The sequence below is a fragment of the Aquimarina sp. MAR_2010_214 genome (assembly GCF_002846555.1).
In the GTDB taxonomy this organism is placed as follows: Bacteria; Bacteroidota; Bacteroidia; order Flavobacteriales; family Flavobacteriaceae; genus Aquimarina.
This window is the reverse complement of the sequence record NZ_PJMS01000001.1, coordinates 2,951,241-2,974,310: the sequence shown is the minus strand read 5'-3', so window position 1 is coordinate 2,974,310 and position 23,070 is coordinate 2,951,241. Positions and strand designations below refer to the sequence as shown.

Genomic DNA, 23,070 nt, shown 5'->3' with positions numbered 1-23,070 from the left:
AAGAATTACAAATCATTTTGTAACTTTAAGTAGAATTAACCAGTATGTATGTCTTATACTTTAGAAAAATTTGGAATCTCATCAGAAAAAACATTACTCTTTCTTTTCATTCTAAAAAAAGATGGTGAAATAATTTCTTTCAATCCTAGATGTGAACTATTGTTTCCTATAGAGGAAAATAAAATCAGAGGAAAATTTATTACCGATTTCATTATTGATAAAGATGTATCTGTATTTTTAAACTCGGTATCTAGTTTATGTGATCAGAATCCACTTATCAACCTATCTTTAAGTTTCCCTACAGAAAAACAAGGGGTAGTGTCTATAAAATTTGATTTCAAACTATATAACAATTTGATTTATGCTACAGGAATAGATACCACAGAAGAATACAAAGAACATAGAGCTTTATTGACCATTTCAAAACTAGCCAAAACTGGTGCCTGGTATTTTAATCCCAAGAATAATGAAATGTACTGGTCAGATGGTTGTTACCAAATAAATGAACTAAGTCCTTGTACTCCTATAACAAGAGAAAAAGAAATTAGTTTTTACCCCGAAGATACTAGAGCCAGAATAAAAAAATTCCTTGATAACCTTATTAAAGGTAAAGAAACTTATGAGTATACAGAAAAAATCATTACTGAGAAAGGAAATGAAAAGTGGGTTAAAGTTGTAGGACAACCTGTTATTTATAAAGATGAGGTTGTATATGTAAACGGGACAATCACAGATGTTACTGATCGATACAATTACATTGAAAAACTCAAATATAGTGAAGAGACTAAGCATTTAGCTTTAAAAGGAATACAATCTGGATTGTTTGACTATCATGTTAAAAAAAACGAAGTTTTTTATGGGTCAGATTTTAAAAAAATGCTGGGGCTTCCTTTAGATAAAGATTTTGTCGCAGAAGAGGAATTTAGAAAAATGATACATCCAGACGATGTAGAACAAATGCTTGAAAGGCGATTTAATAATTTTAATGAGGACGGTAACTATTATTATAATTATTATAGGCTTAAGCATATTAATGAAGGGTATCGACATTATGAGGTTTATGGTTTCAAAAGAAAGAACTCAAAAGGAAAAATAGTCCGAATGATTGGTAACCTGATCGATGTTCATCAAAAAAAGACCAATGAAAAAACTATTGCAGAAAGCAAAAACAGATTGCAAGCTATTGTAAATAATGGGTTTACGTATACAATTTTATTAGATACCGAAGGAATAATTTTAATGACAGATGAAAAATCTGTAGAAATCATAAAAAGGGATTTTAATGTCGATCCTACACAGGTATCCTGTCGTTTTATAGATGTAACACCTCTTAATTTTAAGAATTCTTTTGCGCACGAATTTAATGAAGCCCTAAAAGGGAATATTGTAAAAAAAGAAATAGAACGTATTACACATAAAGGTGATTTGCAATGGTTAGAAGCAAGATACATACCCATTTTTAATCAAGAAAAGAGAGTCAACTCTGTTCTTGTTAGTTTTCTTGACATTACTGAACGAAAATTAGCAGAAATAGCAATTAAAGAATCTCATATAAAAGAGCAAGAACTAAATAGCCTTAAGTCAAACATATTATCCAACTTTAGTCATGAAATTAGAACTCCATTAAATGGTATAATGACTATTAGTAAACTACTATTAGACGAAGAAAGTTCTGAGGAAAGAGAAAAACTTCTGAAGTACCTGGAAGAAAGTAAAAAGAGGCTTCTGGATACAATCAATAATTTATCAAATTTTAGCGAAATAGAAGCTATAAAAAAGAACATAAACGTACAAGAATCTGATATCAATTATACCATAGAAACGTCATATAGAGAATATAAACATATGGCCGAAGCAAAGGAATTAACCTATCAATTAGAGCTTGATCCAACTAGTCCCAAGGTTAACATTGATAGAGATTTATTTAGAGCTGCAATCAATAATATTATCCATAACGCCATTAAGTACACCAATAAAGGAAATATAATTATTAAAGTTAATTCTAAAAATTTAAAAAATAATGTTTATATTTCAGTGATTGATACCGGTATTGGAATAGACAAAGAAAATCTTAAGAAAATTTTTGATCCTTTTATACAAGAAAGCATTGGTATGAGTCGTAAATATGAAGGAACTGGTATCGGATTAAGTGTATCTAAACGATATATTGAAATCCTGAATGGGAAAATAAAAGTAAAAAGTAAAATAGGTAAGGGTACCGAATTTAATATTATAATTCCAAAATGCCTATGAATGTTCTCTACGTAGAAGATAATAAAATAAACGCAATGGTAATGGATAAAATGTTATCCAAAAATGATTCAAATGTTATCATTGCAGAAAATGGCTCGCAAGCACTTCAGGTTGTGAAAGAAGAAGTTCTGGATCTTATTTTGGTTGATATTAACCTAGGGCTTAATCAAATGGATGGCTGTGAGTTACTTCAAAGATTCCGTAAACTGGATATTCTCAAAAACATCCCTGTTTTTGCAGTAACTGCTTATGCAATGCCAGGTGATGAGCAACGTTTTATTAATGTTGGATTTGATAATTATTTCTCTAAACCAGTAAATTTTGACCAACTCTTATCAGTAATATCAAAAATAGGCACATCTTTAGGTAAAACAAAAACTACATAATTCCAAGTATAATAAGAATTAGAAACCTATCTAATTTGATTAAATCGTATTCCTAGTTGTTTTTCCAGTTCTCTTAAAACCTGCACTTCTGATTTAGTTATTAAAGCCAAAGACAGCCCCGTTTTTCCTGCTCTAGCAGTTCTACCACTTCTATGTGTATAATATTCTATTTGATCCGGTAATTGGTAATGCACAACAAAAGCTAAGTTAGCAACATCAATACCTCTTGCAGCAACATCTGTAGAAACCAACAATTGTAGTGTTTTTTTTCTAAAAGCCCTCATTACTTTATCCCTATCTTTCTGTGTCATTTCTCCTTCGAGGAGACCTACTTCATAATTTTTAGATTTCAGTTGTTTATGAAGTATTCGGGCAGCAGCTTTAGTTCTTGTAAAAATAATTCCTCTACCCTCTTTTTGCGTTTTCAGAAAATACGTAAGCGTATCTAATTTGTTAACCTCATCACCTACTACAAATTGATGATCTATACCTTTATTAACAGCGTCATCCTTATCAATACTTATTTGTATTGCGCTTTTACTGACATAAGAATTTATAATTTCGTTGAGAGAAGATGGCATCGTTGCAGAAAAAAGCCAAACATTTCTATTTCCTTTAGTTTTGGATAAAATTGTGGTAAGATCTTTCTTAAACCCCATACTTAACATTTCATCCGCTTCATCCATGACCAATGTCTTGATCTCAGAAATATCAACCGCTTTCCTATTAATTAAATCTATAAGTCTACCGGGGGTTGCTACAATGATATGTGTAGGTCTTTTTAATCTCGAAAGCTGTCTTTCAATTTTTTCACCACCATATACCGATTCGGTAAAAATCTTATCTGTATACTTCGTGAACTTAAAAAGTTGTTTCGCTATCTGTTGACCCAATTCGCGAGTTGGAGCTAAAACCAAAGCCTGTACATGTATTTTAGAAGGGTCGATTTGACATAACAATGGAATTCCAAAAGCTGCAGTTTTTCCTGTTCCAGTTTGAGCTTTCCCAATAAAATCGGTCCGCTGACTCATTAAAACAGGAATTGCCTGTTCTTGAATCTTTGTAGGAACTGTAATTCCCATTTCCTTAAGGCCTTTATCAAGATCTTTGGGTACTCCTAACTCTAAAAACGTCATATATATCTGATTTAAGTTGCAAAAGTAATTGAATATCTATTCATAATTCAACTTAATCAGAAAATAACCAGCATAATTATTAAATCCTATTAACAGGCAATACTCATAAAATAATCAAAGAGCTGTTTTTTGATACTTAATCCCTTTTTATGAAAATGAGATTTATTCATACAAAACCCACCTGAACAGTTAAAATCAAATCCTTCATCAGAGAATATGATATCTAACAAAACCACTTCATTAGCATGATCATGCTCTAAATGATGATATTCGGTTTCAACGATACTAAAATCGTAAGAAAAAACTTTCTTTTTAGTAAACATTTGGTTTTGGATCAAAATGGGGTGATCAGAAAGAAAAGAAAATATATTTTCCTGTTCGTGATTAGAATGATTGATGGTAGTACTAGATTGAGAATTAGCTAGATTAGCAATTAACAAAAAAACCAGTATAAGAGGATAGCGTAAAAATTTATTCATACAGTTGATATTTAAAGGGGCCATTAGATAATCACACTCAAATTTAAAGCAATGATATTAAGTGTTTTCCTACAATAACATCTTTAAATTCATCGGCAAAATACATATATATTCGCTAAAAAGCAACAGAAATTAAACTTTTAACATTTATAAAAGAAGGTAATACCGCCAAATTATAAGTAAACCTATCCGATAGCTTTATATCTCTGGACTAAAATAATTTGAGATCGTCTGATAAATGATTTGGTAGCACCAATTGTGTTCCTATCTGATCATTCAATTCTTTAATAAAGTATTTAGAAAGTAAAGGTGATTCTACTTCCAAATTCTGATGTACAAAAAAATGTATATGATTAATTCCTTTGTCTTTCCAGATAGAAAGCCTCTTTACCCAATCATCTAGTCTTGTATAATCTGTTTCATGATTTGCTCCAACATATCTCACAAAAGCTTCATCATTGGTTAGACGCATATGAAGTAAATCTCTTCTACCTGCAGTATCTGTAATGATATTTGATATATTGTTATTTTCAAGAAGGCTATATAATTCATCAGCAACCGTTATATCATTAAACCAATTTGTGTGTCTAAATTCTACCGCTAGTCGTATTTCTTTAGGCCATTTTTCTATAAATCGAATAACTCTATCAAAATTTTTAGGAGCAAAATTACCATGTAGCTGTAAAAATATAGTTCCTAACTTTTCTTTTAAGTGAATTACATGAGATAAGTATTCATCAACATATGGCTGTACACCTTCATTTAATCTTTTTAGGTGAGAAATATTTTGTACAAGTTTTGGGAAAAATTTAAATCCTTCTGGAGTTTTATCGTACCATTTTTTAAATTGATCTTCTGGAAAAATCCTATAAAATGTGGCGTTCAATTCAATACTATTAAACTGTCGTGAATAATATTCCAGTTCATCCCTGGTTCCTCTGGGATAAAATCCTTTTAAATCTTGTCTATTCCATTTAGCACAACCTACATATACAGAAAATTTTTCTGCAGAAGTTTTCTTTAAAACGCTTGCTGTACCCTCATGATCTTGTGGTAATATATAATCAATAAGTTCGGGATGGTCTACTTTGCCAAATTGCATACATCAGATTTCTATAATTATTTAATGAAAATTAATTAAAAAAATAAAACTACGGGTAATTACTGTGCTCATATTACTATAAAAAGATCAAAAAAGTGTAACAAAAATATAATTCGATTGACTAATTATTACAACAACATCATAAAAATTACAACTAATGAATGCTTTAAAATCTATTACAGTAGCTCTTGTATTAGCTATCTCAACATCATTTTATGCACAAACAGCAGATGAAATAGTCAATAATTACTTCGAAAATACAGGAGGAAAACAAAATTGGGAAAAACTCGAGGGCATTACTATGAAAGGAGTAATGAAAATGCAGGGGATGGAAATTCCTTTTGAACAAGTTATGATGAAAGATGGGCGCCAGTCTACCACTATTGAATTACAAGGAAACAAGATGATCTGGGCAGCATATGACGGAAAAGTCTCATGGTCTAGAAATCAGCAAACTATGGAAGCTGAAAAAAGCGACAATGAAGCTACAGAAAATATGAAGAAGCAAATGAAAGATTGGCCTTCTCCATTTTTAAATTATAAAGAAAAAGGATATGCCATAGAACTTATAGGTAATGAAACTGTAGATGGAACCGATACCTTTAAAATAAAGGTAACCAAAGACCCTATTACGGTTAATGGTCAATCACAACCAAATATTTCTCATTACTATTTTGATACCGAAAATTTTGTACCTATTATAATTGAAGAAGAAATTCAGGAAGGTCCAATGAAAGGTCAGAAAATAAAAATGTCTATTAGCGATTACCAGGAAGTAGAAGGATTATACTTCCCTTTCTCACAAAGTAGTCAATTTCAAAGTATGGATTTTAAGGAGTTTAATCTCAATCCAGAAGTAGAAGCTACATTATTCGCTTTCCCAGAAGGAAAATAAACACAAATCATAATCCCCAAATTAAAAATTTGGGGATTTTTTATTCTAAATTAACAACCAGTAATTATGAACAAACAATTTATAATTGCAAGCTTGGCTATACTCTTTTCCATACACTTGCAAGCACAAGAAGTTGTTCTAAAAGGCAAAGAATTATTCGGAAACCTTGAAGCACGACAAATCGGACCCGCACTCATGAGTGGCCGAATTATAGACTTAGAAAATCACCCTACTAATGATAAAATACTATACGCCGGTACTGCTGGTGGTGGGGTTTGGAAATCCTCGAATGGAGGAGCAAGCTTTTCCTCTGTATTCGATGATCATGCACAATCAATAGGAGTAGTAAAGATTGATCCCAACGATCCAGACAATACCATTTGGGTAGGAACAGGTGAAATATGGACCAGAAACAGTGTCTCTATCGGTGATGGTTTATACAAATCTACAGATGGTGGTGCGAACTGGAAAAAAATGGGGTTTGAAAATTCAGAACGAATTGGAAGTATCCAAATTAATCCAAAAAATTCTAATGAAGTCTATGTAGGAGTCTTAGGTGCTTTATGGGGAGATAGTGAAGACAGAGGAGTATACAAAACAATAGATGGAGGAAAAACCTGGGAAAAAATACTTTATATTAATGAGAAAACAGGAGTCAATGATCTTATAATGGATCCCAAAGACCCTAATACCCTCTATGCAGCAATGTGGGAGTTTAGAAGGACTGCATGGGGATTTAATTCTGGAGGACCTAGTAGTGCACTGTACAAATCTACAGATGCAGGAAAAACATGGAATAAAATCCATAATGGTTTCCCTAAAGGTGATCTGGGTAGATTTGCATTGGCAATAGCCCCTTCAAACTCTAAAATAGTATATGCTGTTGTAGAAAGTAAAGAAGATAAAGGACTATATCGTTCTGATGATGCAGGAGCCAATTGGAAATTATTAAATGGAGATTTTGGCTTAGTCGTGAGACCTTTCTATTTCGCTAGAATAGTTGTAGATCCAAAAAATCCGGATATTCTAGTTAAAGGAGGACTGTTCGGTTCTATCTCTAGAGATGGAGGAAAGACGTTCAAAAACTTGGGAAATATGCATGCAGATATACATGATATTGTTTTTGACATCAACAATTCAGACAGAATGTATGTGGGAACCGATGGTGGAGTATACAGAAGCTGGGATGGTGGCTCAACAATGGATATGGTGGATAATTTACCTATTTCTCAATTCTATCATATTAGTGTAGATAATGAAGAGCCATATAATATTTATGGTGGTCTGCAAGATAATGGTTCCTGGTGGGGGCCATCTTCTTCTCCGGGAGGTATAGAAGCTCGTGACTGGAACCGTGTTGGATATGGAGATGGATTTAGAGTATTAAAACACCCAGCTAAGAATATTATATATTCTGAAATGCAAGGAGCACAAAATGTTTGGAGATATGATGTAGACAAGAATTACACCAAAAATGTTGCCCCTTTACCTATTAAGGGAGAGGCCGATTTACGCTTTAACTGGAACGCTCCAATGGCTGTAAGTAATCATCAACCAGATCGGTTTTATATGGGTAGCCAATTCCTTCATGTAAGTGAAGATATGGGCAATAACTGGAAAAAAATATCACCAGACCTAACTACCAATGATCCTGCAAAGCAAGATAAAGAATCAGGAGGTATCTCTACAGATAAATCGGGAGCCGAAACTCACACTACAATTTTTACAATTGCAGAATCCCCAATTGATCAAAAGGTAATTTGGGTAGGAACTGATGATGGTAATGTACAGGTTACACAGGATGGCGGAGCGACCTGGACCAATACAGTAGCTAATATTCAAGGAGTACCAAAAAATACCTGGGTATATCACATAGAAGCTAGTTCACATAATAAAGGGACAGCATATGCTGTGTTTGATGGTCATGCATCGGGAGATATGAATACCTATGTATATAAAACATCAGATTTTGGAAAAACATGGAAATCCTTGGTGACAGATGAGATTATAGGATTTGCAAGAAACATTCAGGAAGACTATGTAAATGAAGATTTACTATACTTAGGTACCGAATTTGGATTGTTTATATCCATAAATGGTGGTAAAAACTGGTCTCGTTTTACCAATAATATGCCTGCTGCTGCGGTGCATTTTATTGATCTACAGAAAAAAACTAATGACCTGGTATTAGGAACCCACGGTAGAGGTGTTATTATTATTGATGATATCTCTCCTCTAAGGCAAATAAACCAACAAGTTCTTGTCAAAGATGTTCACTTTTTTGATACCAAACCTTCAATAATCAAAGAAGAAGGTGGTTTTGGTGGCGGAAGCACAGAACTTCAATTTACAGGTGATAACCCAAGCTCTTCTGCAAAAGTTATCTACTATCTCAAAAAGAGACATACTTTTGGAAAAATGACACTATCTGTCCAGGATCAAAATGGTAATGAGATAGTAAGCCTTGTCCCTGGAAAAGCTAAAGGAATTAATATAGTAACCTGGAACTTCAGAAAAAAAGGACCTAAAGTAGCTGCTGGAAAAACATTTACCTTCGGGGGATTCACTGCTCCAAGAGTTTCTGCAGGGACTTATAAAATAGTACTCAAAAAAGGTAAGAAACAATATGAAAGTGCGATAACATTATTAAATGATCCCACCTCATTAATTTTAGAAAAAGACAGAATTACTCATAATAAAACGACGCAAGAGTTATTTAATGACATGGAAGATCTGGCATATCTGGTTCATAAAATTGATCAAAATATAAAGAAGGCCGAAGCAGTATCAAAAAAAGATCCAGCCTCGCAAAAAGTTACTTCTACCGTTATTAAGGAGCTCAATACCTTAAAAGAAACTCTCGTAGTAACCACTGGTGATAATTATGTTGATGAAGCTGAACCACAATTGAGAGAGAAATTATCTGATTTATATGGTGAAGTGGCAGAGCAATTCGAGAAACCTTCATTTGCTCAATTAGAAAATCAGGAAGTATTAGAAACAAGGTTAAATGAAGCTAAAACTGCATACGAAAAAATCAATGGTAAGCAGGTAGCTAAACTTAATAAATATCTTGAAAAAACAGGGAACACTCCTGTCAAAATTTTAAGTAAAGAAGAATTCATAAAAAAATAAACTGAAAAGCATCTTGTTGCATAAAAGCCCTCTATAATAGAGGGCTTTTATTATATAAAACTTATTATTTAGGTAATGTCGCAGAAAAACAAAAAGGCTAGATTAGCATAAAACATCACATATATGTAACATTTTTATTGTTTATAAGTCGTTTAAAACTCTAGTCATAGTCTTGATTTTTGAGTACAACAAATACTTATTTTTAGTAAACATTCTTTATTATGGAAAACAGGGAATCAAATTTATTGGCAATACGACCACAGTTATTAAATGCAAGAGTTTCTGAAAACATGTCTAATGATGAACAATTTCAGAACAAAACAATTAGACCTATCATAAAATTACAAGGAGATTTGTTGATTGAAGTATTTAAAAACTATATCAAAAAAAGAAAGAATACTTTCTACGAATTATCCTTAGAAAAACGTTTTGATTTTATTGAGAATGCTATCCAAAAGGATATGAAATTCAGGAATAGTTTAAAAGGAATGATTATAGGTCAATTTACTGTAGAAGAATACCAGGTCTATATGGAAAATTCTTCTGCATTAAACAAACGAATGATGAGTATCGTAAAAGAGCGCCTACAAGATAATATACAATTGTTAGAGTATAAGGTAGCATAATTGATGATTCTTCTTCATATCATAACACACTGTTAATTGTGGTAATGCCGTAGTAGAAAACAGGACATTTCATATATCTTTAAAAGTATAATAACTTTTAAAACCTATATCATGTTAAATAACATTATGAACCTTAATGGTGTTGAGAAATTAAACAGAAAACAACAATTATCTGTTAATGGAGGAAGAAAACAATGCATTGACCCCAGAACTGGCTTGTGTACAGATTATGGGCGTCATTGTGCAGAACTCGAATGTGTCCTTATAATCGACTAATTCTGTATTTTATATCAAAAAAGCTGTCGTTTATTAGCGACAGCTTTTTTTAATACGATAATATCGTTTTTCTATTTGCTCAAATATTCTAATACATTCTCTTCTATCCTTCCTTGTATATCAGAGACATCTTCTTTTATAAAAGATACTCCTGTTATATTTTCATATAATTCGATATAACGCTCAGAGACAGAATTAATATATTCATCTGTCATTTCAGGAATCTGTTGACCTTCTTTACCTTGAAAACCATTACTAATTAACCATTGTCTTACAAATTCTTTAGACAATTGTTTTTGTGATTCTCCATTCTGTTGTCGTTCTTCATATCCTTCAGCATAGAAATAACGAGAAGAATCCGGAGTATGTATTTCATCAATCAATACAATTTTGCCATCTTTTGTTTTCCCAAACTCATATTTGGTATCCACAAGGATCAACCCTCTTTTGGCAGCGATCTCTGTTCCTCTTTGAAAAAGTTTATGTGTATAATCCTCCAGAATAAGATAATCTTCTTCAGAAACGATTCCTTTTGACAAAATCTCTTCTCTAGAAATATCTTCATCGTGCTCTCCATTATCTGCTTTGGTAGAAGGTGTGATGATAGGCTGAGGAAATTTACCATTCTCTTTCATACCATCGGGCATAGATACACCGCACAATACTCTTTTACCCGCTTTGTATTCGCGAGCTGCATGACCAGAAAGATACCCTCTAATCACCATCTCTACTTTAAAAGGTTGGCACAGATGTCCAACAGCTACATTTGGATCTGGAGTCGCTATTAACCAATTTGGCACCAAATCTTCGGTTTCTTTCATCATTTTGGTTGCAATTTGATTAAGAATCTGCCCCTTAAAAGGAATTCCTCTTGGCATTACTACATCAAATGCAGATAAACGATCAGTTGCAATCATAACTAAAAGTTCATCATTTATACTATATACCTCTCTTACTTTTCCCTTGTATACCGATTTTTGATTAGGAAAATTATAGTTTGTATCAACAATTGTATTCATTACTTAGGTTTCGGGTTTCTGGCTTTAATTTCAATTAGAAACTAAAACCTGAAACTATTTATCCATTTCTATGTTCTATCTCTTTATAAGCTGCAATTACCTTTTTTACCAATTTATGACGAATCACATCTTTGTCATCCAGGTAAATCATACCTATCCCTTGTGTGTTTTTAAGCACTAGTAGAGCTTCTTTAAGTCCAGAAGTAACCCTTCTTGGTAAATCTATCTGTCCGGGATCTCCCGTAATAATAAACTTAGCATTTTTCCCCATACGTGTCAGGAACATTTTCATCTGCGCATGTGTTGTATTTTGCGCTTCATCAAGGATTACAAAGGCATTATCCAGTGTTCTACCTCTCATAAATGCCATTGGTGCAATTTGGATAACTCCTTTTTCAATATAACTATCTAGTTTTTCACTAGGTATCATATCCCGTAAAGCATCATACAGAGGCTGCATATACGGATCCAGTTTTTCTTTAAGATCTCCTGGTAAGAATCCAAGGTTTTCTCCAGCTTCTACTGCAGGACGTGTAAGAATAATACGTCTCACCTCTTTTTCTTTAAGTGCCTTAATAGCAAGTGCAACACTGGTATACGTTTTTCCGGTACCTGCTGGGCCAATAGCAAAAACCATATCGTTTTTTTTACAAGTCTCTACGAGTTTACGTTGATTAGCCGTCTGGGCCTTAATCAGTTTACCTCCTACACCATGCACTAAAGTTTCTCCACTGTTGGGTGATGTTTCATAATCTGCCTTACTCACACTGGTAAGTACACGTTCTATTGCATTTTCATCCAGCTTATTGTATTTACCAAAATGCTCAAGAAGCATATTAAGACGCATATCAAACTCTTTGAGCATGTCATCATCTCCATACACTTTTATCTTACTACCTCTTGCAACAATTTTTAACTTAGGGAAGTATTTTTTTAGTAATTGAATATTGCTATTCTGAAGTCCGAAAAACTCTCTCGGATTGATTTCTGTAAGTTCTATAATAAGTTCGTTCAAAAGCTATACGAATTTTAGTATGATTTTTTTTTAGGATTGACTAAGTTTGCTAAAGTTGTTCAGGTTTTTGTCGGGAAAACAAAATAGAAATTTAAAACGACGCAAAATGTTTATATCATCACTATATAAATTAGTGATCAAAAAAACAGTAAATACGATGGTTTTATCATCATTTTGTTGTCCAAAGAAAAACTTTGAATAACTTCAAAACAAATTTACATATTTTTAAGTGCTTACAACTAAAAGATATTAACAATTCTTATACATGCCAATAATCACCTTAACTACAGATTTCGGAATCAAGGATCATTTTGTATCTGCGGTTAAAGGGGCTATTTATACAGAATTGCCAGATGCCAAAGTTGTTGATATATCTCATGAGATCTCACCTTTTCATATAACAGAAGCTGCATATATCATACAAAATGCTTATAAAAGTTTTCCAAAAGGAAGTATTCATATTATAGGAATCGATAGTGAACCTAATCCAGAAAATAAACATATTGCTGTAAAACTAGATGATCATTATTTTATATGTGCTAATAATGGACTGGTAAGTTTAATTACATCAGAATTTAATCCAGAGAAGATTGTAGAAATAAATATTCATGATGCCATTGTTTCTAATTTTCCTGTGTTAGATGTTTTTGTGGCTGTGGCCTGTCATATTGCTAGAGGTGGTACACTAGAAGTTATTGGAAAAACAATCTCAGAAATTAAAACAATAAAAGGAATTACCCCTATTGTAAATCTTGGAGATAAGCAGATCGTGGGAAGTATTATTTATATCGATAATTATGGTAATTTGGTTACTAACATTACACGTAAGCTATTTGATGAGATTGGTAAAGGACGTAAATTTAAAATCACAGCACGTACAGCGGTATTTGAAAATGTATACAATAGATATAGTGATGCTATCAATTTTGATATTGAAAAAAGTAAACGCGAAGAAGATGGTAAAAAATTAGCTGTCTTTAACTCTTCGGGGTACTTAGAACTAGCTATCTATAAGAGTAACCCTAAAACTGTAGGAGGAGCCTCCAGTCTCTTTGGATTATATTACAGGGATACGGTAAGCATTAGTTTTGAATAATTAATACCTAAAAAAAGCGAGAATAAACTGTAAAAACCTTGTAGGGATACTTTTGAAAATAAAAAAATGATAATACGAATCGTAAAAATGGGATTCTTACCCGATCAAATTGATGCCTTTTTAGAAAACTTTGAGCAGAATAAAGAGAAGATCAGAAATTTTGAAGGATGTAGTCATCTCAAGTTATTAAGAGACACCCATCAAACTAATCAATTTTTCACCTATAGTCATTGGGAATCTGAAGAGCATCTCAATAACTATAGAAACTCTGCGTTATTCAAAGGAGTTTGGGCAAATACCAAAAATAAGTTTAGTCAAAGACCAGAAGCATGGAGTGTAATCGAGGCATAAAGTTTATGATACATGATTTCATGAACTTAAAAAAACTTCAATCCTAAATAAAACTATGTTTGCATTAATACGAAAAGAAATCAACACCTTTTTCTCCTCTGCTGTAGGATATTTGGTGATTGCTATATTTTTAATCCTTAACGGACTTTTTTTATGGGTCTTTAAAGGGGAATTTAATATTCTAGATAGTGGGTTTGCTGATCTTGCGCCCTTTTTCCAGATTGCACCATGGATATTGCTATTTCTCATCCCTGCCGTAACCATGAGGAGTTTTGCAGAAGAAAAAAAACAAGGAACTTTGGAAGTATTGATTACAAAACCAATCAAAAACTGGCAATTGGTATTAGGAAAGTATCTGGGTAGCTTATCCTTAATCCTAATTGCTTTAATCCCCAGTCTTCTTTATATAATCACTATTTATCAATTAGGGAATCCTATAGGTAGCCTCGATATAGGAAGTACTATGGGCTCCTACATTGCACTATTATTACTTGCAGCAGCATATACCGCAATGGGGGTATTTTCTTCCTCAATTACCAACAATCAGATTGTTGCTTTCTTGATTTCGCTATTTCTATGTTTCATTTTCTATTTTGGTTTTAGCGGACTTGCAAATTATAACTTGCCAGGGGCAATACATACTTTCCTTGAACAACTAGGAATGCAATTGCATTACGAACGTATGAGTCAAGGTATTTTGGATACCAGAGATATCTTTTATTTTTTAAGTAGTATTCTTCTATTTGTAGTTCTTACCATTATCGTTCTTAAAAAAGGTGCTACAAAGCAAAAAATCAAACCTATTGGCATTACACTGATTTCTACCATTATTTTATTTTTGATCGGAAACTCATTATATAATCGTTTTGATCTTACTCAGGATGGTCGTTTTACACTTTCTGAAGCTACAAAAAACTTGGTAAAAGAAGCAACAGCTCCTGTTGTTATTGATGTACTACTAGAGGGAGATTTCCCTTCAGAGTTTAGACGTTTACAATCTGAAACCAAACAAATATTAGAAGAATTTAATACCATAAACCCTAATATTCAGCACATTTTCACCAATCCTTTAGAGGAAGAAGAAATACGGGCACAAACAATTACAGAACTACAAAAATTTGGCCTAACCCCAATGGAAGTTAGCGTACAGGAAAACGGAAAAACCGAAATTGAAACTGTAGTTCCCTGGGCGATCTTAAGCTATCAAAACCGAAGTGTAAAAATTTCTTTAATCAAAAATACTATTGGAGCCACTTCCGAAGAACGAGTAAACAGTTCTATTCAACAATTAGAATATGCTTTTGCAGATGGGTTAACCAAGTTACTACATCCTAAAAAGCACAAAATTGCAGTGCTTAAAGGAAATGGACAATTACCCGATATCAAAATTGCAGATTTCATTAAAACGTTGCAAGACTATTACTTTGTCGGAGCATTTACCTTGGATTCGGTATCTAGTAATACTACCAAAACATTACAAGAGTTGCAAAATTTTGATATGATTATCAATGCTAAGCCTACAAAAGCTTTTTCTGAAAAAGAAAAATATGTATTGGATCAATTTGTAATGAATGGAGGAAAATCATTATGGTTATTAGAATCTGTTACTATGGAAATCGATAGTTTAATGAATCCTGAAGGTTCTTCTGTTGCAATCATGCAAGATCTAAGATTAGGAGATGCTTTATTCTCTTATGGAGTAAGAGTTAATCCCGTTTTGGTGAATGATTTATATTCTGCCCCATTGGTATTAGCTTCTGGGCAAGGTAGTGAAACTCAATTCACCCCGTATCCATGGTTCTATGGATCACTAACCAAAAGTACCAGCAACCACCCTATTGTTAAAAATACAGAATCTGTAAAATTTGAATTTTCGAACCAGATTGATACCCTAAAAAACAGTATCAAAAAGACGATACTGCTCACAAGTTCTGATAAATCAAAAATAGAAGGGGTTCCCAAAGAAATACGATTAGAAAATATCATTAGAAAAAAACCAGATATTGCAAGTTATAGTGAAGGGCCTCAAAATCTAGCTGTACTACTTGAAGGGAGTTTTAAATCTACCTATGAAGGCAGAATAAAACCTCATAAAATTGCAGATCACAAAGATAAGAGTACCTCTACAAAAATGATCGTTATCGCTGATGGTGATATTATTAAAAACCAAACACGAAAAGGGCAACCAATAGAATTAGGTTTTGATCCTGCCATGAATTTAAAATACGGAAATAAAGAGTTTCTATTAAATGCAGTAAATTATCTGTTAGACGATTCTGGTCTTATCGAAGTTAGAAGTAAAGAAACCAAGATTTCATTTCTGAATGTCAAAAAAGTTGTTAACAGCAAAATCCAATGGCAAATTATCAATATTCTAATTCCATTACTTATCCTTATAGTTTTTGGGTTCTTATTTTCATTTATCAGAAAGAAAAAGTATAAAAAAGCTGTTTAAAATTCTATTCTCTATATTTGATATAGAAAATCTCAGAACTTAAAACCATAAATCTATTAATCACGAAGCCCTAAATATCGTTCTTAAGACAGAAAATCTCTCTATTGGTTATCGTACCAAAAAAGAACTCAATGTTATTGCTGCTGATATCAATCTAAAATTACATGAAGGAGAACTGGTAGGATTAGTGGGTGCCAACGGGATCGGAAAATCTACTTTGCTACGCACACTGTCACGTGTACAGCCCGCTCTACATGGCAAAATCATGTTATCTGATATAGAGCTTCAATCATATAAATCTGTAGAATTGGCTTCTCAATTGAGCATTGTATTAACAGAACAAATTGCTTCAAAAAACCTTACTGTACAGGAATTAGTAGCCCTAGGCAGACAGCCTTATACCAACTGGGTTGGTAAAATGGCAGATGAAGATATAGAACAAATAAAAAAAGCAATTGAGGTAACCCATATCAATGATTTGGTGGCTAAAAGATGTTTTGAACTTAGTGACGGACAGTTACAAAAGGCGCTTATCGCTCGTGCTATTGCACAGGATACTCCTTTTATTATGCTTGATGAGCCTACAACTCATCTAGATGTATATCACAAAGCCTATATCCTGAAACTATTAAAACGCCTGGCCTTTGAGACCAGAAAAACTATTCTTTTTTCAACTCATGAAATCGATTTTGCCATACAGTTATGCGATAAAATGATTGTAATGAATGAAGATGGTTTCGAATTTGGAAGACCCAAAGAATTAGTACAATGTCGTGCATTTTCCTCTCTTTTCCCCGAAGACCTGATTCTTTTTGACTCAAAGTCAGGAAGATATAAAGTAAGAAACTAAATTCTTGCAAAACACCACTTCTCTCCTCCTTTTCTTTGTTTTTAATTACACTTTATCGAATAAATCTGCTTATCAAGGGAAAACTGTAAAAATTTGAAGTTGCTAACCTCGTACAGTTAGTATGGAAAGCTATAATTTTATCCCAAATTATAAATTAAACCTATGAATACCATGCTAAAACTCAAATCAATTGTAACTTTATTAATTATCGCAGCTTTTACATTTAGCTGTAGCTCAGACGATAATGATGATCTTATCCCTACTGATGGTGAAATATTTGATGCAGAACTTATTGTATCAGAATCTGGTGTTGGTGATAATCGCACAGTTAATGTCACTGGCGGTGTTACCAAAACAAGTATAAAATCAAAAGTAAAATTTTCTTCTACCACCAAATCGATGAGAAGATTATATATCACTCAGGATATTAATGGTGCCGGAGAAGAGCCTTATGTATTTACATCACAAGAAGTTGACGAAAAACCTGATGGATCTTTGGATCTTGTGGGTGGAGATAAAAAAGATTTCGAATTTAAGATCGATCTACCAACCCCAAGTATGACCAATGGTACTATTGTTTATAAATTCTGGGCGACTACAGGAAGAGGTGATTTTAGAAATATTACAAAAAGAAATGCATTAGGTGATAATGTTGTAGGTACAATTACCATTAAATATGGTTCTGGTACAAATACTGGTTCTGGTATTAAATCTTTTACACAAACGATATTATCTGCCCCTCTTGCAGACGGATCTTCTAAAACATTTATTTCTTTATTCAATGAAACGGTATATAAAATAAACCAAGGAGAAGAATTTGCAGCTTTATGGGATTTTGGATATTATTACGGACTAACAGGAAAAGCATCTTTGGCATCTTCTAACAACTATCCTACAAATATTATAAATGTACCAACCATAGGAGGTGTTACTGCTGATGAATTAAACAAAGCATATTTTGGACTATCCTCTAAAACTGTAGTAGAATTTGATGCTATAAGTAGTAGAAGTGATTTAGATTTTGTTGTACAACCAGCAAACCAAAGAATTAATAATTTAGCTGTTAACAATATTATTGACTTTGTCGATAATTATGGGAACAAAGGACTTATAAAAGTAGTAGAAATTTCTGGTACTGACGGAACAGGAGATTTCATTAAACTAGATATTAAAGTACAAAACTAGAATCTAGATTCACATAAACAAAGCCAGTCTCTCATAGTTATAGAAAGACTGGCTTTGTTGTTTATTATTCTTTTACATTACATTTCGTAACTTCACTGTATCAGATCAGAGAACACATAGTGATGAATATTGAAGAATACAGAGAATACTGCATTAGTAAAAAAGGAGTAACCGAATCTTTTCCTTTCGGAAAACTTCCTGATGTTTTAGTTTTTAAGGTATTAGGAAAAATGTTTACCGCTACAGATATAGCATCTTTTAAGGCGATAAGTGTAAAATGTGATCCCGATGATGTTGATACTCTTCGAAAAACCTATACCGCCGTAGCACCTCCATCCTATATGAGTAAAAAACACTGGAATAAAATACTAATGGATCACTCTATTCCTGATACGCTAATCAAACAATGGATAGATGATTCTTATAATCTGGTAATCAAAAAATTACCTGTTCGGGATCGAGATAAGCTAAAAGAATAGTAGTATTATAAATATGAAAACTTCGAATACTTCATCCAAATTTTCATTGCTTATCTTTATCTTTGAGTAAACAAAAGATTACATGTCAGAATACACACCGATTATCATTGCCGTTGGGGTAATCATCATATCAATTATTGTAGGTTTTTTTATTGGTAAATATGTAGTTTCATTACAACATAAAAGTGAAAAAAGCGCTACTAATGAAAGAGCAAATTTGCTTCAATCACAATTTGATGAGCATAAAAACAATACCGAAAAACAATTTTCAGAATTGATTAAAGAACGTGAAGAGATTCGTAGAGAAAAAGATTTTCTGAATACCGAACTTACCCGTCGTAATGCAGAATACGAAAATCTTCAACTTAAAAATGCATCACAAAAAGAAGAAGTAGAAAAACTTCAGGAAAAATTCACCAAAGAATTTGAAAATCTAGCCAATAAAATCCTGGAAGAGAAGTCTAATAAATTTACCGAACAGAACAAAGAGAATATTAAAAGTATTCTGAATCCTTTACAGGAAAAGATCAATACTTTTGAGAAAAAAGTAGAACAAACCCATAAAGAAAGTATCGATTATCATGCAGCACTGCGCCAGCAAATAGTAGGCCTTAAAGATCTTAATGAACAGATGAGTAAGGAAGCTACTAATCTCACCAAGGCTCTTAAAGGTGATAGTAAAATGCAGGGTAACTGGGGAGAATTAGTACTGGAACGTGTATTAGAAAAATCTGGATTAGAGAAAGATAGAGAGTATTTTGTACAACAAAGTTTTACTCTGGACGACGGACAAAGAGTAATGCCAGATGTAGTGATTTACCTACCAGACAATAAAAAGATGGTTATTGACGCTAAAGTAGCGCTTACTGCATACGAGCGTTATGTCAATGAAGAAGATGAAGAGCTAAAAACTACTCATCTCAAAGAACACATTACGTCATTAAAACGCCATGTAGATCAACTTTCAGAAAAAAACTATCAAGATCTGTATGATATCGAATCACCAGATTTTATTTTAATGTTTGTTCCTATAGAACCTGCTTTCGCGATAGCAATTAACCAGGATAGCAAATTATACAATCAGGCTTTCGAGAAAAATATAGTAATTGTTACTCCTTCTACTCTTTTGGCAACCCTACGTACGATTGACACCATGTGGAATAATGAAAAACAACAACGTAATGCAATCGAGATTGCACGACAGGCTGGAGCTTTATATGATAAATTTGAAGGATTGGTAAAAGATCTTACCGGTGTAGGCAAAAAAATAGATGATGCCAAAAAAGATTATTCTGCTGCAATGAATAAACTGGTAGAAGGTAGAGGAAATTTGATTACAAGTGTCGAAAAACTCAAAAAAATGGGGGCTAAAGCCAAAAAATCATTACCCGAAGCTATAATCAAAAGAGCAACTGAAGAAAATGAATAATCTATAAAAACATATATTAGTACTTATGGTATCGAGTTCAAATTTATCAGAAATCATACACAGGATTATTGGAGGGCTGTTTTATATCCTACCCATCCTGACATTTATAATCCTTACAATTTATTATATAAGTAAAAAAGGGACAACAAAAGAAGGAGTCCTTATACTTATCGGCAATATCCTGATCTTGATAGTAGCAATCTTGCATCAATTTATCTATATATTTGTAGATTCATGGGGATTTGACATATACCTTATTATCAACTCTGGAATAAGTACTATTTCATTCATTGGGTCCATACTTTTCTTAATTGGTTTCTATATGATGATCCAGAAAATTATCAAAAACAAGGTTTCAGAATAAATAATAACTATGGGCTTAGACATTACAGAGATTATTAAATACCTTTTTCAGGGTGTTTTAACTTCTATACCACAATTAGTTATCGTTATACTATGCATCTATTACCTAATTAAAGTAGGATCAAAGATAGATGGGGTATTATTAACTATTGGTAGTATTATTTCAATATTATGTAATATTTCGAATGTGGTAGGTGCTGTATACATCAGTACATTAGGAGTAGATTCTTATGTAATTTATTTATATATCATACAAGGTTTTTCTATTCTAGGGTCAATTCTTTTTGCAATTGGCTTTTTTATTCTAATAAGAAAAATAATAAAGAATAAAGTATACTTGTCTAATACTAGAACAAATAATTAAAAGATGTAAACACATGAAATCTATACTTATAAAAATATATTTCTTTCTATTTCTTTTCGGAAATGTTTTTCATATTACTACTGCACAGCAGGTTTATTTTCCTGAGCAGGGAAGCTGGCAAGAAAAAAGTCCGACCGAATTTAAAATAGATGCACAAAAACTTCAGGAAGCGATACAATTTGCTCAAGACCATGAATATTCAGGATCAAAAGATTTACGTGAAGCCATCGTAAAAGGTTTTAAGCATGAGCCATATCATAAAATCCTGGGACCTACTAAAAAAAGAGGAGGCCCTGCCGGTCTTATCATTAAAGATGGATATATTATATCGAAGTGGGGAGATGTTAATAGAGTAGATATGACATTTAGTGGGACCAAAAGTTATTTATCTACTATGGCAGGATTAGCCGTAGATCATAAATTAATACATTCTGTTGATGATCATACTTATAAAACTATATGGGATCATACATTTGATGGAAAGCATAACAAGAAAATTACCTGGCGACACTTACTCACACAATCTTCAGATTGGTCTGGGCAACTATGGGGAGGATACGACTGGGCAGATCGACCTCCAAGAGAAGGCGGTATTGACGATTGGAAATATAGAAAATTAAACGAACCTGGAACTGTTTTTAAGTACAACGATATTCGTGTTAACGTATTAGCATATTCATTACTAAATGTTTGGAGAAAACCACTACCACAAATATTAAAAGAAAAAATAATGAACCCCATCGGTGCTTCAACTACCTGGAGATGGTATGGATATAAAAACTCTTGGGTTACTATCGATGGTATCAATATGCAATCTGTAAGTGGCGGTGGTCACTCTGGTGGTGGGTTATTCATTAATACATTAGATCACGCCCGATTTGGATTACTTTTTCTTAATGATGGAAACTGGAACGGAACACAATTACTTTCTAAAGAATGGATTGAAGAAGCTGTCAAGCCTTCGCAAGCAAATCCCAACTATGGTTTTATGTGGTGGCTTAACCAAAAAGGGGCAAATCACTGGGAAGGGTTACCAGAACATTTATACTACGCTGCAGGTTTTGGCGGTAATTTTATTGTAATCGACCAAAAACAAAACTTAGTGGTAGTTACTCGATGGCTCGAACCCAATCAGATCGATGAGTTTATGACCAAAGTATATAACGCTTTCTAAATATGAAAAAAACACTCGCAATACTCATCATTGTTATCTTAACTCTTTTTGCAGCATGGTATGTATTTATATATTATGCGTCTTACAGTGAAGGAACCCGGAGTGGCGAACTTATAAAATTCAGCAATAAAGGAGTGCTATTCAAAACCTGGGAAGGTGAAATAAGTCAGGGGATTTCTGGAGCACAAATATTTAGTTTTTCTGTTGAAAGTCAAAAAGAAGATATTATTAAGAAACTTGAAAAATTTCAGGGCAGATATGTAAAATTAAAATATAAGGAGCGTTTTGGTAAAGTTTCCTGGCTTGGAGACACAAAGTATTTTGTGATCGATGTCGTCGAAGAAGACTCTCCTCACTTCAGAAATAAGTAGTGTAGTTTTTGAACTACATAGCATCAACTAAATAAATACTAGAATGAAAAAGTATAAAACCAATACCGAATCCAGAGTAGTTATTTCAGAACTTATGCTTCCCTCCCATTCTAATTTTAGTGGAAAAATACATGGTGGTTATATCTTGTCTCTGATGGATCAAATTGCTTTTGCATGTGCTTCCAAACATTCTGAAACTTATTGCGTGACTGCTAGTGTAGATAAGGTAGATTTCTTAAAGCCTATTGAAGTAGGTGAGCTTGTAACTCTTAAAGCATCTGTTAATCATGTAGGAAACACCTCTATGGTTGTAGGAGTACGAGTCGAATCTGAGAATATACAAACAAGTAAAGTAAAACATTGCAACTCTAGTTATTTTACTATGGTGGCCAAAAATGACAAAGGTAAAAGTGTACCTATACCAGGATTGATCTTAGAAAACAAAACTGCAATTCGTCGTTTTGTAAGAAGTATTATACGTAAAGAAGACGCAGTTACAAGACATAATCGTTTCAAAGATTCAGAATTTGAGCTTAAATCCCACCTCGAAATTCTCAATAAATATAACGTGAAGATCAATTTATAATTAGATCACTATTACTACGTTATACCATCTATTAGCAAAATCTTT

The 23,070-nt window shown here is 32.9% G+C and carries 23 protein-coding genes; 18 read left to right on the top strand and 5 right to left on the bottom strand.

The genetic code is table 11. The annotated features are described in order from the left end of the window. The first annotated feature begins 48 nt into the window (after positions 1-48). Complete coding sequence (locus ATE84_RS12615) at positions 49-2,253, top strand: PAS domain-containing sensor histidine kinase (RefSeq protein ID WP_101448298.1); 2,205 nt, start codon at positions 49-51, stop codon at positions 2,251-2,253. After that, positions 2,250-2,639, top strand: a complete 390-nt coding sequence (locus tag ATE84_RS12610; protein ID WP_158237244.1) for a response regulator — start codon at positions 2,250-2,252, stop codon at positions 2,637-2,639. The genes ATE84_RS12615 and ATE84_RS12610 overlap by 4 nt, the downstream gene beginning before the upstream one ends. Positions 2,640-2,665: 26 nt before the next feature. On the opposite strand, the gene ATE84_RS12605 is transcribed toward ATE84_RS12610, so the two are convergent. The 3 genes from ATE84_RS12605 to ATE84_RS12595 form a co-directional block, all read right to left on the bottom strand. Continuing rightward, complete coding sequence (locus ATE84_RS12605; protein ID WP_101448296.1) at positions 2,666-3,775, bottom strand: DEAD/DEAH box helicase; 1,110 nt, start codon at positions 3,773-3,775, stop codon at positions 2,666-2,668. Positions 3,776-3,864: 89 nt separating this feature from the next. Then, positions 3,865-4,254, bottom strand: coding sequence for a hypothetical protein (locus tag ATE84_RS12600; RefSeq protein WP_101448295.1), 390 nt, complete (start codon positions 4,252-4,254; stop codon positions 3,865-3,867). A gap of 211 nt (positions 4,255-4,465) precedes the next feature. Continuing rightward, positions 4,466-5,356 carry a DUF72 domain-containing protein gene (locus ATE84_RS12595; RefSeq protein ID WP_101448294.1) on the bottom strand — a complete coding sequence of 297 codons (891 nt, stop codon included), beginning with the start codon at positions 5,354-5,356 and terminating at the stop codon, positions 4,466-4,468. Between the two features lie 157 nt (positions 5,357-5,513). On the opposite strand from ATE84_RS12595, the gene ATE84_RS12590 reads away from it, so the two are divergent. From ATE84_RS12590 to ATE84_RS26180, 4 genes are all read left to right on the top strand, one after another. Continuing rightward, positions 5,514-6,251, top strand: a complete 738-nt coding sequence (locus tag ATE84_RS12590; protein ID WP_101448293.1) for an outer membrane lipoprotein-sorting protein — start codon at positions 5,514-5,516, stop codon at positions 6,249-6,251. 66 nt (positions 6,252-6,317) lie between these two features. Beyond that, positions 6,318-9,386 (top strand): hypothetical protein, encoded by a 3,069-nt coding sequence (locus ATE84_RS12585; protein WP_101448292.1) that lies wholly within the window; start codon positions 6,318-6,320, stop codon positions 9,384-9,386. Between the two features lie 221 nt (positions 9,387-9,607). After that, positions 9,608-10,012, top strand: a complete 405-nt coding sequence (locus ATE84_RS12580) for a glyoxalase (RefSeq protein WP_101448291.1) — start codon at positions 9,608-9,610, stop codon at positions 10,010-10,012. 111 nt (positions 10,013-10,123) lie between these two features. Then, the gene (locus ATE84_RS26180) at positions 10,124-10,288 is read left to right on the top strand and encodes a hypothetical protein (protein WP_158237243.1); all 165 of its coding nucleotides are present in this window, start codon (positions 10,124-10,126) and stop codon (positions 10,286-10,288) included. A 71-nt stretch (positions 10,289-10,359) separates the two neighbouring features. Here the strand turns inward: ATE84_RS26180 and ATE84_RS12575 are convergent, their stop codons facing one another. Then, positions 10,360-11,307 (bottom strand): phosphoribosylaminoimidazolesuccinocarboxamide synthase, encoded by a 948-nt coding sequence (locus ATE84_RS12575; protein WP_101448290.1) that lies wholly within the window; start codon positions 11,305-11,307, stop codon positions 10,360-10,362. Positions 11,308-11,365: 58 nt separating this feature from the next. Next, entirely contained in the window at positions 11,366-12,322 is a 957-nt protein-coding gene (locus tag ATE84_RS12570; protein ID WP_101448289.1) for a PhoH family protein, read from the bottom strand. 265 nt (positions 12,323-12,587) lie between these two features. On the opposite strand from ATE84_RS12570, the gene ATE84_RS12565 reads away from it, so the two are divergent. From ATE84_RS12565 to ATE84_RS12510, 12 genes are all read left to right on the top strand, one after another. Then, positions 12,588-13,418: an S-adenosyl-l-methionine hydroxide adenosyltransferase family protein gene (locus tag ATE84_RS12565; RefSeq protein ID WP_101448288.1), complete on the top strand. Its 831-nt coding sequence runs from the start codon at positions 12,588-12,590 to the stop codon at positions 13,416-13,418. Positions 13,419-13,484: 66 nt separating this feature from the next. Next, complete coding sequence (locus tag ATE84_RS12560; RefSeq protein WP_101448287.1) at positions 13,485-13,769, top strand: putative quinol monooxygenase; 285 nt, start codon at positions 13,485-13,487, stop codon at positions 13,767-13,769. 55 nt (positions 13,770-13,824) lie between these two features. Further along, the gene (gene gldG / locus ATE84_RS12555) at positions 13,825-16,224 is read left to right on the top strand and encodes a gliding motility-associated ABC transporter substrate-binding protein GldG (protein ID WP_101448286.1); all 2,400 of its coding nucleotides are present in this window, start codon (positions 13,825-13,827) and stop codon (positions 16,222-16,224) included. A gap of 55 nt (positions 16,225-16,279) precedes the next feature. Next, positions 16,280-17,074 carry an ABC transporter ATP-binding protein gene (locus tag ATE84_RS12550; protein ID WP_101448285.1) on the top strand — a complete coding sequence of 265 codons (795 nt, stop codon included), beginning with the start codon at positions 16,280-16,282 and terminating at the stop codon, positions 17,072-17,074. Between the two features lie 162 nt (positions 17,075-17,236). Further along, positions 17,237-18,259 (top strand): hypothetical protein, encoded by a 1,023-nt coding sequence (locus ATE84_RS12545; RefSeq protein ID WP_101448284.1) that lies wholly within the window; start codon positions 17,237-17,239, stop codon positions 18,257-18,259. Between the two features lie 122 nt (positions 18,260-18,381). Then, positions 18,382-18,738, top strand: coding sequence for an MmcQ/YjbR family DNA-binding protein (locus tag ATE84_RS12540; protein WP_101448283.1), 357 nt, complete (start codon positions 18,382-18,384; stop codon positions 18,736-18,738). Between the two features lie 82 nt (positions 18,739-18,820). Further along, entirely contained in the window at positions 18,821-20,167 is a 1,347-nt protein-coding gene (gene rmuC, locus ATE84_RS12535) for a DNA recombination protein RmuC (RefSeq protein ID WP_101448282.1), read from the top strand. Between the two features lie 25 nt (positions 20,168-20,192). After that, the gene (locus ATE84_RS12530; protein WP_101448281.1) at positions 20,193-20,531 is read left to right on the top strand and encodes a hypothetical protein; all 339 of its coding nucleotides are present in this window, start codon (positions 20,193-20,195) and stop codon (positions 20,529-20,531) included. Between the two features lie 9 nt (positions 20,532-20,540). Next, positions 20,541-20,894: a hypothetical protein gene (locus ATE84_RS12525; protein WP_101448280.1), complete on the top strand. Its 354-nt coding sequence runs from the start codon at positions 20,541-20,543 to the stop codon at positions 20,892-20,894. A 13-nt stretch (positions 20,895-20,907) separates the two neighbouring features. Then, a complete protein-coding gene (locus ATE84_RS12520) occupies positions 20,908-22,068 on the top strand; it encodes a serine hydrolase (RefSeq protein WP_101448279.1) in 1,161 nt (386 codons plus the stop codon). 2 nt (positions 22,069-22,070) lie between these two features. Beyond that, entirely contained in the window at positions 22,071-22,439 is a 369-nt protein-coding gene (locus ATE84_RS12515) for a 6-phosphogluconate dehydrogenase (RefSeq protein WP_101448278.1), read from the top strand. Between the two features lie 43 nt (positions 22,440-22,482). Next, on the top strand, positions 22,483-23,025 hold the full coding sequence (locus tag ATE84_RS12510) for an acyl-CoA thioesterase (RefSeq protein WP_101448277.1): 543 nt from the start codon (positions 22,483-22,485) through the stop codon (positions 23,023-23,025). Positions 23,026-23,070 lie beyond the last annotated feature (45 nt).